Source organism: Campylobacter sp. RM16704 (genome assembly GCF_000816245.1).
In the GTDB taxonomy this organism is placed as follows: domain Bacteria; phylum Campylobacterota; class Campylobacteria; order Campylobacterales; family Campylobacteraceae; genus Campylobacter_D.
This window is the reverse complement of the sequence record NZ_CP007769.1, coordinates 138,022-154,267: the sequence shown is the minus strand read 5'-3', so window position 1 is coordinate 154,267 and position 16,246 is coordinate 138,022. Positions and strand designations below refer to the sequence as shown.

10 protein-coding genes are annotated in these 16,246 nt (G+C 28.2%); 9 read left to right on the top strand and 1 reads right to left on the bottom strand.

Going from position 1 to position 16,246, the window contains the following annotated elements:
• The first annotated feature begins 20 nt into the window (after positions 1-20).
• From pseI to CAQ16704_RS00815, 7 genes are read left to right on the top strand one after another with little or no spacing between them, the layout of a single operon-like run.
• Positions 21-1,055: a pseudaminic acid synthase gene (gene pseI / locus CAQ16704_RS00845; protein ID WP_039666466.1), complete on the top strand. Its 1,035-nt coding sequence runs from the start codon at positions 21-23 to the stop codon at positions 1,053-1,055.
• A 39-nt stretch (positions 1,056-1,094) separates the two neighbouring features.
• Positions 1,095-2,930 (top strand): motility associated factor glycosyltransferase family protein, encoded by a 1,836-nt coding sequence (locus CAQ16704_RS00840; protein WP_039666465.1) that lies wholly within the window; start codon positions 1,095-1,097, stop codon positions 2,928-2,930.
• Positions 2,917-4,833, top strand: a complete 1,917-nt coding sequence (locus CAQ16704_RS00835) for a motility associated factor glycosyltransferase family protein (protein ID WP_039666464.1) — start codon at positions 2,917-2,919, stop codon at positions 4,831-4,833. The genes CAQ16704_RS00840 and CAQ16704_RS00835 overlap by 14 nt, the downstream gene beginning before the upstream one ends.
• Positions 4,830-6,683, top strand: a complete 1,854-nt coding sequence (locus tag CAQ16704_RS00830) for a motility associated factor glycosyltransferase family protein (RefSeq protein WP_052244949.1) — start codon at positions 4,830-4,832, stop codon at positions 6,681-6,683. Before CAQ16704_RS00835 ends, CAQ16704_RS00830 begins: the two co-directional genes overlap by 4 nt.
• A complete protein-coding gene (locus CAQ16704_RS00825; RefSeq protein ID WP_052244948.1) occupies positions 6,680-8,476 on the top strand; it encodes a motility associated factor glycosyltransferase family protein in 1,797 nt (598 codons plus the stop codon). The genes CAQ16704_RS00830 and CAQ16704_RS00825 overlap by 4 nt, the downstream gene beginning before the upstream one ends.
• Positions 8,473-10,323: a motility associated factor glycosyltransferase family protein gene (locus CAQ16704_RS00820; protein ID WP_052244947.1), complete on the top strand. Its 1,851-nt coding sequence runs from the start codon at positions 8,473-8,475 to the stop codon at positions 10,321-10,323. The genes CAQ16704_RS00825 and CAQ16704_RS00820 overlap by 4 nt, the downstream gene beginning before the upstream one ends.
• Positions 10,324-10,327: 4 nt before the next feature.
• On the top strand, positions 10,328-12,166 hold the full coding sequence (locus CAQ16704_RS00815; protein ID WP_039666463.1) for a motility associated factor glycosyltransferase family protein: 1,839 nt from the start codon (positions 10,328-10,330) through the stop codon (positions 12,164-12,166).
• Between the two features lie 12 nt (positions 12,167-12,178).
• Here the strand turns inward: CAQ16704_RS00815 and CAQ16704_RS00810 are convergent, their stop codons facing one another.
• A complete protein-coding gene (locus tag CAQ16704_RS00810; RefSeq protein WP_039666462.1) occupies positions 12,179-13,657 on the bottom strand; it encodes a flagellin in 1,479 nt (492 codons plus the stop codon).
• Between the two features lie 160 nt (positions 13,658-13,817).
• On the opposite strand from CAQ16704_RS00810, the gene CAQ16704_RS00805 reads away from it, so the two are divergent.
• Complete coding sequence (locus tag CAQ16704_RS00805; protein ID WP_039666461.1) at positions 13,818-15,296, top strand: flagellin; 1,479 nt, start codon at positions 13,818-13,820, stop codon at positions 15,294-15,296.
• 150 nt (positions 15,297-15,446) lie between these two features.
• Positions 15,447-16,181, top strand: a complete 735-nt coding sequence (locus CAQ16704_RS00800; protein ID WP_052244946.1) for a flagellin hook IN motif-containing protein — start codon at positions 15,447-15,449, stop codon at positions 16,179-16,181.
• Positions 16,182-16,246: the final 65 nt, after the last annotated feature.

The following is a 16,246-nucleotide window of genomic DNA, read 5'->3' as shown; positions in this document are numbered from 1 at the left end:
TTTTAAATAAAAGGTAATTTATGTTGATAGATGGTTTTAATCTTAATGAAAAAGTTTTTATCATAGCAGAGCTTTCAGCAAATCATGCAAATAATCTTGAAGTAGCTTTAAAAACTATACAAGCGGCTAAAAAAGCAGGTGCTGATGCTATCAAAATTCAAACCTATACACCAGATAGTTTAACGCTAAATTGTGACAAAAAAGATTTTATTATAGAAGGTGGTTTATGGCATGGACGCAAATTATACGAACTATATGAGGAAGCTAAAACGCCATATGAATGGCATAAAAAACTTTTTGAATGTGCTAAAAATGAAGGACTTATATGTTTTTCCAGTCCATTTTCTAAAAAAGATTTAGAATTTTTAAAACAATTTAATCCACCAGCCTATAAAATAGCTTCTTTTGAGGCGAATGATTATGATTTTGTACGTTTTATTGCCAAAGAAAACAAACCCACTTTAGTTTCAACAGGTATAGCCTATGAAGAAGAACTTGAAATGATTGTTAAAATTTTTAAAGAAGAAAATAATCCGAATTTAATTTTATTAAAATGCACTTCAGCTTATCCCTCAAAAATTAGCGATTTAAATTTAAATGTTATTAAAACTCTACAATCAAAATTTAAAACCATTATAGGATTAAGTGATCATAGTGATGGTTTTTTAGCACCGACTTTAGCAGTGGCTCTTGGAGCAAGGGTGATAGAAAAACATTTCATACTTGATAAAAATTTAAAAAGTGCTGATGCTAAATTTAGTCTTGATTTTGAAGAATTTAAACAAATGTGTTTTATGGTACGACAAAGCGAACAAGCCTTGGGTAGTAGTGAATTTGTAATGGATGAAAAAACTTTAAAAAATCGTCATTTTGCAAGAAGTTTATATGCTAGTAAGGACATTAAAAAAGGTGAGATTTTTACACAAGAAAATGTAAAAAGTATAAGACCTAGCTTAGGATTACATCCTAAATTTCTACCTATTATACTTGGAAAAAAAGCAAGCTGTGATATAGAATTTGGTCAGGCTTTAGAGAAAAAACATTTTTTGGAATGATTAATGCTTTTCTTAAACAAATATTAATAAAGGACTATAATGCAACTTGAGCTAAATTTTTCTAAAAATTTACAAACTCTAAAAAGTGCAAATCCAATTTTAGCAGAAAAAATTTTACAAATCAAAAGTAACGAAAGATTCGAGCTTTTTGAGAAAAACTATGATATATACGATCATATAACGAAGCAATTTTGCGTACAAAATACATTAAACAATTTATCTTTTTATGAGCAAAATTATAAAAGACATCCTTTTTTGATTTTTTTTGGGATTGGTAATGGAGTATTAATACACAATCTTTTAAAAAACCCTTTGAAAGACTATATTTGCATTATAGAACCTGAAATAGAACTTTTATACATTGCTTTACATTTGAATGATTTTAGTCAAGATTTACAAAATAAAAGATTACAAATTTATTTATATGAAGATGTTAATTTTTTAACTTTTTATCGATTTTTTGAGCAAGAGAAAATTCATTTTTATGTAAAAACTTATGATTTGCTTTTTGTATCAAATTTTTACGAAAACTACGGAGAAAAAATCAATAAAATAAATTCTTTATGTATTGAAAGCATAAAATCACTAGTACTTAGGCAAGGAAATTCTTCAGAGGATTCTTTTGAAGGCATCACCCAACTTTTACATAATTTACCTTATCAACTAGCCAACCCTAGCTTAAAAGACTTAATCCAACAAAGAAAAGATAAAATAGAAAATGCTATTATAGTTTCTACTGGTCCATCTTTGATAAAACAATTACCTTTGTTAAAAGAATATGTTAATAAGGCAACTATTATATGTGCTGATACGGCATATCCAATACTTGCAAAACATAATATAAAACCTGATTATGTTTTAGCTTTAGAAAGACATAACCTTGTTTATCAGTGTTTTGAAAAAGATAATCAAGAATTTGATAAAGATATATTATTTATTGTAGCTAGTGTAGCACATAAAAGTGTTATAGATACTTTAGAAAAAACAAAAAAACCATATATATTAGTACATAGACCACTACCTTTTTCTAAAGCTTTAAATATGAATGATTATGGTTATTTAGGTACAGGTTTAAGCGTAGCTAATATGGCTTATGATTTAGCTGAAAAATTAGGGCATAAAAATATCATCTTAATAGGACAAGATTTAGCCTATGGAGAAGATGGAAATTCTCATCCTAAAGAATATCTACATACCCAAGAAAGTGAAAATGATAGAAAAGAAGGTTTATTTGTTACTGCTTATGGTGGTAATGGTAAAGTTGAGACTAATCAATGGTGGATTTTATTCAAGGAAAGTTTAGAATATTCTATAGATACCAATAACATCACAACCTATAATGCCACTGAAGGTGGAGCTAGGATAGAAGGTGCTATAGAAAAACCATTTAAAGAGCTTTGTGAAGAGTTATTAAAAAAAGATAAACCTTATTTTGAAAAATTACAAGGTTTAAATGAAAAAGAATTAAAAATCAAAAAAGATGAAATTGATGAGGGTATAGAAAAAAATCTCATTTTAGCAAAAACTTATATCAGCGAATGTGAACTTTTAAAGCTAGATTTAATTGATTGCTTAGAAAATTTAAAATTTAATGATGAAAATTTTAAACCATTAAGTCAAAGAATTTATCAAATGAAGTCCAAATTTGAAGAGGAAGAATTTAAAAATTATTTTTTAGATTTAATTCGCTCAATATTTTTTCATTTTGAATATATAATTGCACAAAATTATATAAAAAATCCTAATAATATAGAAGAAGAATACGCCAAAAGACAAGAATATTTAGATATACATAAAAACTGGATTGATTTTATCATTCCCCATATAAAATTACAAGTAAAAACCATGGAAGAAGGTCTATATGAACGCCTATGAAGCAAATTTTACTAAAAACCTAGAAGCATTAGAAGAGTATAATGCTATCTTGGCTGATAAAATAGAAGGTATAAAATCAAATGAGCGTTTTGAAGTATTTGCAGGAAAAAGTACTTTTGATATAAATATATACGATCACGAATTAAAACAAAGCTTCTATGATAATCCTGAAAAATTCTTTGATGAAAAATACAATGAAATTTATACTAAATATGAAAGATATCCTGTTTTATTTTTTTATGGTTTGGGTAATGGTTTATTGTATAAAGCTTTGTTAAAAAATGAAAATCATAAAAGTATAGTTGTTTTTGAACCTAATATTGAAATACTTTATATAGTTTTTCATCTAATAGATTTTAGTGAAGAATTAAAAGAGAAAAGATTGTATGTGGTGGATGCAAATGATTTTGATATGATGGATATTATTGCTTATTTTAGTGGAACTTTAGGCTTAAGAAGTTATTTATATGATAGTAAAATTTTTAGTCATTGCAACTACTATGATTATTTTCAATCTAGTATAGATGAAATAAATCATAATTTAGAGCAGAATTTAAATTTTTTATATAGTGCCTTAGGTTTTAATGTTGAAAGATATTTAGATGATATGCAAAAATACATTTGCAATATTCCTAAAATGATTTCTCATCCTCCCTTAAAAGATTTAATCCAACAAAGAAAAGATAAAATAGAAAATGCTATTATAGTTTCTACTGGTCCATCTTTGATAAAACAATTACCTTTATTAAAAGAATACGCTAACAAGGCAACTATTATATGTGTTGATGGAAGCTATCCAATACTTGCAAAGCATAATATAAAACCTGATTATGTTGTATGTTTAGAGCAAAATGATTTATCAAGTGAATTTTTTAATAATGATTTTGGAGATTTTGATAAAAATATTTTATTTGTAATTTCAGACTCCGCACATAGTAAAACTTTAGAATATCTTGAGTCTAATAATAGAAATTATATGCTTATTTCAAAAAACACTCTTTTACATAAAAATTTTTTACATTTGCAAGATTTTGGAACTCTTGGAGGATTAAATGTATCGACTATGGCTTATAGTTTAGCATTAAAACTTGAACATAAAAATATCATCTTAATAGGACAAGATTTAGCCTATGATGAAAATTTAAATTCTCATCCTAAAGAATTTTTACATGGAAGCAACTTAGATACAAATCGTTATGAACCTATAAAAACACTAGCTTATGGTGGCAAAGGAGAGGTTTATACTCATGGAGCTTGGAATACTTATAGACAAAATTTCGAATTTTCTATACAAGATGCCTTAAAAAAAGGTATAACAACCTATAACGCAACTGAAGGAGGCTCAAGAATCAACCATGCCAAAGAAGAATCTTTTGAAGCTATTTGTCAAAATTTACTTCTTAAGGAAAAACAAATAATTTTTGAACCATTGTATTATATAGATACAAAAAAACAACTCGAACTTGCAAAAAATGCTTATGATTCATTAGTCAAAATCATACCATTAGCAGAAAAAAAAACAACTCAATGTGAAGAAATTTTAATACCAATCTTAAATCTTATAAACCAAACAAGCTATCAAATCGATCTTGAAAAAATAGATTTTGTAAAACTTTTAGATATAAATGAAAAATTACATAAGATTAAAGAATTTTTGGAAGATGAAAATATGGGTTTTTTTAGCGAAGCACTAACAACCGCTTTAGCCTCTAAAGAAACAACACTAGCTAAAATTTCAATGATGAGTGCACACACTCAAGAAGATAAAAAAATTCGTATGATCATGTGGGTCATAGCTCATGAGGAATGGCTAAAAATAGTTATTGATACTTTAAAAAAACAAATTAGCACTATAAAAAATTCTTTAACAAACCTAAAAAATTTCATAGAGGAAAACTCATGAACGCCTATGAAGCAAATTTTACTAAAAACCTAGAAGCATTAGAAGAGTATAATGCTATCTTGGCTGATAAAATAGAAGGTATAAAATCAAATGAGCGTTTTGAAGTATTTGCAGGAAAAAGTACTTTTGATATAAATATATACGATCACGAATTAAAACAAAGCTTCTATGATAATCCTGAAAAATTCTTTGATGAAAAATACAATGAAATTTATACTAAATATGAAAGATATCCTGTTTTATTTTTTTATGGTTTGGGTAATGGTTTATTGTATAAAGCTTTGTTAAAAAATGAAAATCATAAAAGTATAGTTGTTTTTGAACCTAATATTGAAATACTTTATATAGTTTTTCATCTAATAGATTTAAGTGAAGAATTAAAAGAGAAAAGATTGTATGTGGTAGAAAATTTTCACAAACAAAATTTAAAAAAACTACTCAGAGAAGATCTTAATGTAAAAAACTACCTTCAAAATAGTGAGCTTTTATCACATAATAATTATTATAAAGATGATTATTATGACAATCTTTCTTCGCAAGTTAAAAATTTATGTTTTTACTTAGTTAATGATCAAGGAAACTCCCCTAAAAGTTCCATCCAAGGCATCACCCAACTCTTACATAATTTACCTTATCAACTAGCCAACCCTAGCTTAAAAGACTTAATCCAACAAAGAAAAGATAAAATAGAAAATGCTATTATAGTTTCTACTGGTCCATCTTTGATAAAACAATTACCTTTGTTAAAAGAATATGTTAATAAGGCAACTATTATATGTGCTGATACGGCATATCCAATACTTGCAAAACATAATATAAAACCTGATTATGTTTTAGCTTTAGAAAGACATAACCTTGTTTATCAGTGTTTTGAAAAAGATAATCAAGAATTTGATAAAGATATATTATTTATTGTAGCTAGTGTAGCACATAAAAGTGTTATAGATACTTTAGAAAAAACAAAAAAACCATATATATTAGTACATAGACCACTACCTTTTTCTAAAGCTTTAAATATGAATGATTATGGTTATTTAGGTACAGGTTTAAGCGTAGCTAATATGGCTTATGATTTAGCTGAAAAATTAGGGCATAAAAATATCATCTTAATAGGACAAGATTTAGCCTATGGAGAAGATGGAAATTCTCATCCTAAAGAATATCTACATACCCAAGAAAGTGAAAATGATAGAAAAGAAGGTTTATTTGTTACTGCTTATGGTGGTAATGGTAAAGTTGAGACTAATCAATGGTGGATTTTATTCAAGGAAAGTTTAGAATATTCTATAGATACCAATAACATCACAACCTATAATGCCACTGAAGGTGGAGCTAGGATAGAAGGTGCTATAGAAAAACCATTTAAAGAGCTTTGTGAAGAGTTATTAAAAAAAGATAAACCTTATTTTGAAAAATTACAAGGTTTAAATGAAAAAGAATTAAAAATCAAAAAAGATGAAATTGATAAGGGTATAGAAAAAATCTTCAATGTAAATATACTAAATCAAATTCAAAAACTTAGCATAAGTTTACAAAGCATTATAACCTATATAAAATCAACCACAGATATTGCAAAATTAGATTTTTCACAAATTTTAAACATCAATAATCAAATTCATAATTTTAAAATTACATTTGAAAAAGATTTTGCTTTATTGGGTGAAATTTTAGTTCCTGCATTAAAAGATGTTGAACTAGAACTTGCAAAAATTTATTTAATACCGGCAATAAACCAAGAAGATAAAAAAACAAGGATGATACTATGGGTTTTAAAACAAGAAGAATGGCTAAAAATTCTTCAATCAACACTAAAAGAGTTTTATAGTGCTATTTCAAAGGAAGATAAATGAATTTTTTACAAAAAAACATTTTAAGTATCGAATCAAATTTAGCAACAAAAATTCTAACTTGTAAAAAACATAAAAAACCTATTAAGAATGAATTATTTTTAAAAAAAATTACAGATAATTATTCAAATTATCCTGCACTTTTTATTTATGGTATAGGAGAGTATATCTTAGAACTTTTCAAAAACGACAAACTAAAACATCTTATCATTTTTGAAGATGACTTGGAAGTGATTTATTTTATCTTTAAAAACTATGATCTTAGTGATTTTCTAAAAAACGGTAAATTAAAAATTTATAATTCACTAGATTTTAACACCCAAACAGCTAAATTAATGTTTTTAAATCAGAATATTTTATTTTATCATGAGATTTTTACATTACTTCCATTTAAAAATCATAATCTCAAAGATTTTGTAGAAAAAATATGTCTTGAAACACTTGAAAATATAAAAAACGCTATGCATTCAAGTGAACACTGCTTAGAGGGTTTGGAAATTTTTACTAAAAATCTTTATACATGCTTGAAAAACCCAAGTACTAAAGAATTACTTTTAAAACATAAAGCAAAAAATAAAAATGCTATTATAGTAGCAAGTGGACCTAGTCTTATCAAACAGCTTCCTTTGTTAAAAGAAATTCAAAATAAGGTGAGTATTTTTTGTGCTGATGGTTCTTATAATATTTTACATGAGTATGGTATAAAACCTGACTATATCGGAAATATTGAAATAAGCACCTTGCCAAATATTTTTTTTAAAAAATATTTTGAAGACAACAATGCTATTTTTCTTCTTTCAAGCACCACAAATCCCAATGTTATTCAAACTCTGCAAAATCACAAAAAAAATATTATAATCACTTTAACTTCTAGCAATTTTAATCATACTTTTAAACTTGATGATTATGGTTATAGTGATACAAAATTTTCAAGTGTGGCTAATTATTTGTATCATTTTGCTATAGGTTTAGGATATACAAATATCATCTTAATAGGACAAGATTTAGCCTATGATGAAAATTTAAATTCTCATCCTAAAGAATTTTTACATGGAAGCAACTTAGATACAAATCGTTATGAACCTATAAAAACACTAGCTTATGGTGGCAAAGGAGAGGTTTATACTCATTGTGTTTGGGAGCTTTATAAGAAGGCTTATGAAGAAGATATACAAAATAACAAGCATCTTATCACAACTTATAACGCCACTGAAGGTGGAGCTAGGATAGAAGGTGCTATAGAAAAACCATTTAAAGAGCTTTGTGAAGAGTTAAAACAAGGCAAGAATAAATTTTTTCCAAAATTAGAAATTTATGATGATTCTAGAAACTACATTTTATCTTCGATTGCCACTTTAGAAAAACATATAAAAACCAATATAATTTTTACATCTTCGTGTGATTTAATATTAAAAAAAATAGAACCTATTATAGAAAAAATCAATCTTATTGCTCAAAATTATACTTTAGAAGATGCACTTAAAAATTTAGATTATAATGAAATAATTTTGGCGCAAGAATATATAAAAACTTTTAAATCTTTATTATTTTCACAACAAAATTGGGAAAGTATGAGTGATATACTTTTTACTTTACTTTTTGCAAATGAGCCAAATTTTATAAAATTGCAAAGTCTAAAAACACAAAATGAACAAGAACAGCTCATAAATACATTATCATACATTATTAATCATCAAAGATACATAAAAGAAATTATCGATCTTTTACATCAACAAAGGATAATTTTACAAAATGCTTTATCCGATATAAAAAATAAATCAAAGGTAAAAACATGAATGAACTTTTTTTAAAAAACACTCAAGCTTTATTTGAAAAAGACCAGCCTTTAGCTTTAAAATTAAGAGAGCTTAAAGAGTGTGAACGATTTGAACTTTTTCAAGGAAGTAATGATAATTTAGATATAAATATACTAGATAAAAAAAGAAAAGAATTTGTATATAAAGATCCTTTAAAAGAATTAGATGAAAGTTTAAAACTATTTAATGGAGAATTTTTAAGATATCCTGTTTTATTTTTTTATGGTTTGGGTAATGGAATTTTATACAAAGCTTTACTTTCTAATCCTTTAAGAAATCATTTAGTTATATTTGAAGAAGAATTAGAGATTATTTATTTGGTTTTTCATTATTTAGATTTAAGCGAAGAGCTAAGAAGTGAAAAAGTGATTTTGTTTTACACGCCATTAGTAACATTTACCCAACTTGATGTTTTGATGACTTATTCTACTATAAAAAATTATTATAAAATTTATAATCTTTTTACACATTGTGATTTTTATAATTCTTACAATATAAGTTCAATAAATACTAATATTATTCAAGCCATTAAATTAAATCATATGAAAAATGGAAACGCTCCTAGTGATTCTCTACAAGGCATTACCCAACTAACTAGGAATTTACTCCCACTTTTAAATAACCCTAGCTTAAAAGATTTACTCAAACAAAGAAAAGACAAAATAGAAAATGCTATTATAGTTTCTACTGGTCCATCTTTGATAAAACAATTACCTTTATTAAAAGAATATGTTAATAAGGCAACTATTATATGTGCTGATAGTGCTTATCCAATACTTGCAAAACATAATATAAAACCTGATTATGTATTATCTCTAGAAAGAATAGAACTAACTTCTGAATTTTTTAATAATGATTTTAAAGATTTTGATAAAGATATATTATTTATAGTTGTAAGTTTAATCTATAAAAACACAATAGACTATCTTAAGAAAAACAATAGAAACTTTATGTTAGTACATAGACCACTACCATTTGCACAAAGCTTAAACATGAATGATTATGGTTATTTAGGGAGTGGCATGAGTGTAGCTAATATGGCTTATGAATTAGCCATAAAACTAGGACATAAAAATATCATCTTAATAGGACAAGATTTAGCCTATGGAGAAGATGGAAATTCTCATCCTAAAGAATATCATTATTTTGAAGAAGACTTCGAAGGAGATAGAAAACAAGATTTATTTATAACAGCTTATGGTGGTAATGGTAAGGTAGAAACGAATTATTTATGGAAAATGTTTAAAGATATTTTTGAAAAGGACATAGCCTTGATGAATCCACTAGGTATAAAAACTTATAACGCCACTGAAGGTGGAGCTAGGATAGAATGTGCTATAGAAAAACCATTTAAGCAAGTGTGTGAAGAGTTATTACTCACCCAAAAACCTTATCTAAAGCCTCTTAAAATCACTCAAACAAAAATAGGAAAAAATCTACAAAGAGCAGCAAAAAATATAAAAAAAATGCTTTTGCTTAATCAAAAAAACATTGAAACATTAAAAAATATTTTAGAAAAAATTCTAATATGCAAAAAGACTTTAAAAGTAAAAAAACTTTTTTCACAAATTGATGCTTTTAAAAATCAACTTTGTAAGAAATCAAATGGAGCTTATGAGCTTTACCCACATATTTTATATCATCATGAGCTAAGAGTGAATGCGATATTGTGTAAAAATCCAAAAGATGAAAACGAACAAAAACAAATTTTAGAAGAACTTTTAAATGAATACGAAGAAACATTTAAAACTCTTTTACATCTTTTATATGTATTTGATATCACAATAAAAGATGATACTATAGAGCTTTTTCAACTTACAAGGTAAAAACATGAATGAACTTTTTTTAAAAAACACTCAAGCTTTATTTGAAAAAGACCAGCCTTTAGCTTTAAAATTAAGAGAGCTTAAAGAGTGTGAACGATTTGAACTTTTTCAAGGAAGTAATGATAATTTAGATATAAATATACTAGATAAAAAAAGAAAAGAATTTGTATATAAAGATCCTTTAAAAGAATTAGATGAAAGTTTAAAACTATTTAATGGAGAATTTTTAAGATATCCTGTTTTATTTTTTTATGGTTTGGGTAATGGAATTTTATACAAAGCTTTACTTTCTAATCCTTTAAGAAATCATTTAGTTATATTTGAAGAAGAATTAGAGATTATTTATTTGGTTTTTCATTATTTAGATTTAAGCGAAGAGCTAAGAAGTGAAAAAGTGATTTTGTTTTATAAAGTAAATTTTAATATATTAGTTAATTTTTTAGAAAACAAAGGTATAAACACTCTTTTAAAACTCTATAATCTTCACATTACAATTAATTATTATGAAAAATACTATGAAGAAAATATTTTAAATACCAATTCTATCACATTAAAAGCTATTAAATATATCACAGATGCTAAAGGAAACTCTCCACTAGATTCTTTTGAAGGCATCACCCAACTTTTACATAATTTACCTTATCAACTAGCCAATCCTAGCTTAAAAGACTTAATCCAACAAAGAAAAGATAAAATAGAAAATGCTATTATAGTTTCTACTGGTCCATCTTTGATAAAACAATTACCTTTGTTAAAAGAATATGTTAATAAGGCAACTATTATATGTGCTGATACGGCATATCCAATACTTGCAAAACATAATATAAAACCTGATTATGTTTTAGCTTTAGAAAGACATAACCTTGTTTATCAGTGTTTTGAAAAAGATAATCAAGAATTTGATAAAGATATATTATTTATTGTAGCTAGTGTAGCACATAAAAGTGTTATAGATACTTTAGAAAAAACAAAAAAACCATATATATTAGTACATAGACCACTACCTTTTTCTAAAGCTTTAAATATGAATGATTATGGTTATTTAGGTACAGGTTTAAGCGTAGCTAATATGGCTTATGATTTAGCTGAAAAATTAGGGCATAAAAATATCATCTTAATAGGACAAGATTTAGCCTATGGAGAAGATGGAAATTCTCATCCTAAAGAATATCTACATACCCAAGAAAGTGAAAATGACAGAAAAGAAGGTTTATTTGTTACTGCTTATGGTGGTAATGGTAAGGTAGAAACGAATATGTGCTGGGATATTTTTAGAAAAACCTTTCAAAGAGATATTGAACTTTATAAAAAAATAAACATCACAACCTATAACGCCACTGAAGGTGGAGCTAGGATAGAAGGTGCTATAGAAAAACCATTTAAAGAGCTTTGTGAAGAGTTATTAAAAGAAGATAAACCTTATTTTGCTTTTCCAAATAAAAATCACCAAAAAAATACCACAAAAATACATTTAATTATAGAAAAACAATTAAATATTTTGGAAAAATACTTACAACAGGGAAAAAATCTTTTTAACCAAACAAATAAAATTCTAGAAGAAAATTCACAAAAAAACATTACTGCATTGATTAAAAAAATTGATTCTTTTAAAATAAAAGTTTATGATAATCCTTTTATAAAAAGTGAATTATTTGAACCTTTATTTTTTCATCTTGAAAGTAATCTAGCAACTATTTTTGTAAAACCAATCAACACAGATGAAGAAAAAATGTTAAAAAACATACAATGGTTAGAAGCAAACAAAGAATGGCTTGAAAATTTTATTAGCTTTTTAACCATTCAAAATGAAGCATTGAAAAAAATCGATTTTAAAGCCCTTTAAAAGGGCTTTGGCTTATTGTAAAAGTTTTAATACATTTTGTTGGACAGCGTTTGCTTGGCTCATAGCATAAGAACCACTTTGAGCTAGAATGTTGTATTTAGAAAAGTTTGCACTCTCAGCTGCAAAATCCACATCTCTAATAGTTGATTCAGCTGATTTAATATTTACTTGAGTTACACTGATATTATTAATAGTAGCTGTGATTTGATTTTGCACTGCACCAATATCTGCTCTAATAGTATCAAGTGTGATAATAGCACTATCAGCTAAATCCATAACAGCCATAGCACCTCTTAGCGTGCTTACACCAGCACTTTTTGGACTAGTAATATTTTCAGCAGTACTCATAGCATTAAAGCCCATAGCTGAAGCTATATCAGGTGTAATTCTGCCTTTGATATCTTGTAAATTTGCAGTTACTTCTGCCATAGCTGCATTTGAACCAAGACCGACTGCAGAAATATTACTTCCTCCTAATAATATATCTCTACCATCATTTTTAACCAAAGAAAGTCTTCCGTAATTTTCATCTACAACCTGATTAGCTAAACTTCCCATTGAACCACTAATCTTAATACCTCTACCATCTGCTGAATTTAATATGAGTTTTCCATCTACTACAGATGCTTCAACCCCAGTAGTGTCTTTTTTAGCATTGATAGCAGCTGCCAAAGCTCCATTTTTATCTCCAGCCTCATAAGCAACCTTACCTATAACAACACCATTTATAGCAAAACTTGATCCTGTAGAACCAGCAGCTAATGCACCACTTGATATAGTTTGAACCACAGCAGTTGCTCTAACTCCTGTTTTATCAGCTACTTTATTTATCTCAGCTGCTAAAGCTCCAAGTCCTGTTCCAACACTATATGAAATAGGAATAGGTTGGAATGTATAATCATTAATACCATCATATGATTTTAATATTAAATTCGCAGTAGTACTACCAGTAACTCTAGCACCTGTTTCAAAACGAGTATGACCGATTTTTGCTGATTGAGTTGGCCCTATGGTTGCATGCACGGTTTGATTTGATTGAGCTCCAATTTGAAATTCTTGATTAACAAAATTTCCACTTAAAAGTTGCTTACCATTGAAAGCTGTAGTATTTGCTATGTTATCAAGCTCTTCCATCAAACGATTGATTTCATTTTGTATCATAACCCTAGTTTTAGCTGATTGACCATCTTGAGCTGCTTGAGTAGCTTTAACTTTAATGGTATCTAGTATTTTTAATTGCTCATCCATAGCTTTATCAGCAGTTTGTAAAATACCTATAGCATCATTACCATTGTTAATAGCCTGACCTAAAGATGCTGCTTGATTTCTAAGTGAATCAGCTATTGCCATACCAGAAGCATCATCTGCAGCAGAATTTATTCTCAAACCTGAACTAAGTCTTCCTAGAGATTTATCTAATTCTCTAGCTGTGATTACTGAATTTGCGTGTGCATTCATTGCACCTATGTTGGTGTTTATTCTAAAACCCATTTTAAATCCTTTCAAAATATTGCTTAGTTAGGCTTAAAGCAATAAGTGTTCCAAAAAAATATAAAAAAATATTGCAAAAATATTAAAAAAAAAAAAAATACTTCCGATATAGTTTTTAACGACAGCATGACGTTGTTGAATATATTTAAAAGGATTTAAAATGGGATTTCGTATTAACACAAATACTGCAGCTTTAAATGCTCATGTAAACTCTACTTTGAACTCAAGAGCTTTAGATACTTCTTTAGGAAGACTTAGTTCAGGTTTGAGAATAAATTCTGCTGCAGATGATGCTTCTGGTTTAGCGATTGCTGATAGTTTAAGAACTCAAGCTAATTCTTTAGGCCAAGCTATTAACAATGCAAACGATGCAAATGGTATACTTCAAATTGCTGATAAAGCTATGGATGAGCAATTAAAAATACTAGATACCATTAAAGTTAAAGCTACTCAAGCAGCTCAAGATGGTCAAACAGCTAAAACTAGAGCGATGATTCAAGGTGAAATCGTAAAACTTATGGAAGAACTTGAAAACATAGCAAATACTACAACTTTCAATGGTAAGCAACTTTTAAGTGGTTCTTTTGCAAATGCAAAATTCCAGATCGGGGACAAATCAAACCAAACTGTAAATGCTACTATAGGTTCAACTAACTCAGCAAAAATCGGTCAAACTCGCTTTGAAACAGGTAAAAATATTACAGGTGCGGTGGCAAATCAAAACCTTGTCATCAAAAAATATGATGGTATTAATGATTATACAGTTCAAGGCGTAGATATTTCATATAGTGTTGGAACAGGACTTGGAGCTTTAGCAGCTGAGATTAACAAAGCTTCTGATAAAACAGGAGTTAGAGCAACTGCTGTGGTTCAAACTATATCAAGTGCTGCAATAACTGCTGGTTCTACAGGACAAACCTTTGCTATAAACGGTGTTGTTATAGGTAAGGTTACATTTAAAGCAAATGATAAAGATGGAGCTTTAGTAGCTGCTATCAATGCTAAAAAAGACACTACTGGTGTTGAAGCTTCTATAGTAGATGGAAGATTAGTGTTAAATTCAGCAGATGGTAGAGGTATTAAGATTAGTGGTTCAACAGGTGGTTTAGATGGCCAAATAAAAGAAGAAAACTATGGTAGGCTAACTTTAGTTAAAAATGATGGTTCTGATATTTTTTTAAGTGGAACTAATATTTCAAACGCTGGTATTGGATCAGCTCAAATAGCACAAAGCACAGTTAATCTTGAAAGTATCAAAGGTGAAATTAGTGCAGATATAGCTTCAGCTATGGGCTTTAATGCTATGACAACTGCGCCATTAGCTGGAAGCAAACAATCAGCTGGTGTTACTACTTTAAGAGGTGCTATGGCTGTTATGGATATAGCTGATACTGCTATAGCAAATCTTGATACCATTAGAGCAAACATCGGTGCTACGATGAATCAAGTCACCTCAACTATTAACAACATTAGCGTAACTCAAGTTAATGTTAAAGCTGCTGAATCTCAAATTAGAGATGTTGACTTTGCAAGTGAGAGTGCAAACTACTCTAAAGCTAATATCTTAGCTCAAAGTGGGTCTTATGCTATGGCTCAAGCAAATGCAGCTTCTCAAAATGTATTAAGATTACTTCAGTAGTTTATTTACGAACTCCTAAGCTCACCTTTTGGTGGGCTTTTTTCTTTCTAAGCAAAAAATTTAATTTTTTTATACACTTTCATTAATTTTAATCCTCTAGCAAAAATCGGTCAAACTCGCTTTGAAACAGGTAAAAATATTACAGGTGCGGTGGCAAATCAAAACCTTGTCATCAAAAAATATGATGGTATTAATGATTATACAGTTCAAGGCGTAGATATTTCATATAGTGTTGGAACAGGACTTGGAGCTTTAGCAGCTGAGATTAACAAAGCTTCTGATAAAACAGGAGTTAGAGCAACTGCTGTGGTTCAAACTATATCAAGTGCTGCAATAACTGCTGGTTCTACAGGACAAACCTTTGCTATAAACGGTGTTGTTATAGGTAAGGTTACATTTAAAGCAAATGATAAAGATGGAGCTTTAGTAGCTGCTATCAATGCTAAAAAAGACACTACTGGTGTTGAAGCTTCTATAGTAGATGGAAGATTAGTGTTAAATTCAGCAGATGGTAGAGGTATTAAGATTAGTGGTTCAACAGGTGGTTTAGATGGCCAAATAAAAGAAGAAAACTATGGTAGGCTAACTTTAGTTAAAAATGATGGTTCTGATATTTTTTTAAGTGGAACTAATATTTCAAACGCTGGTATTGGATCAGCTCAAATAGCACAAAGCACAGTTAATCTTGAAAGTATCAAAGGTGAAATTAGTGCAGATATAGCTTCAGCTATGGGCTTTAATGCTATGACAACTGCGCCATTAGCTGGAAGCAAACAATCAGCTGGTGTTACTACTTTAAGAGGTGCTATGGCTGTTATGGATATAGCTGATACTGCTATAGCAAATCTTGATACCATTAGAGCAAACAAGCTCACCTTTTGGTAGGCTTTTTTCTCTCTAAGCAAAAAATTTAATTTTTTTTTATACACTTTCATTAATTTTAATCCTTA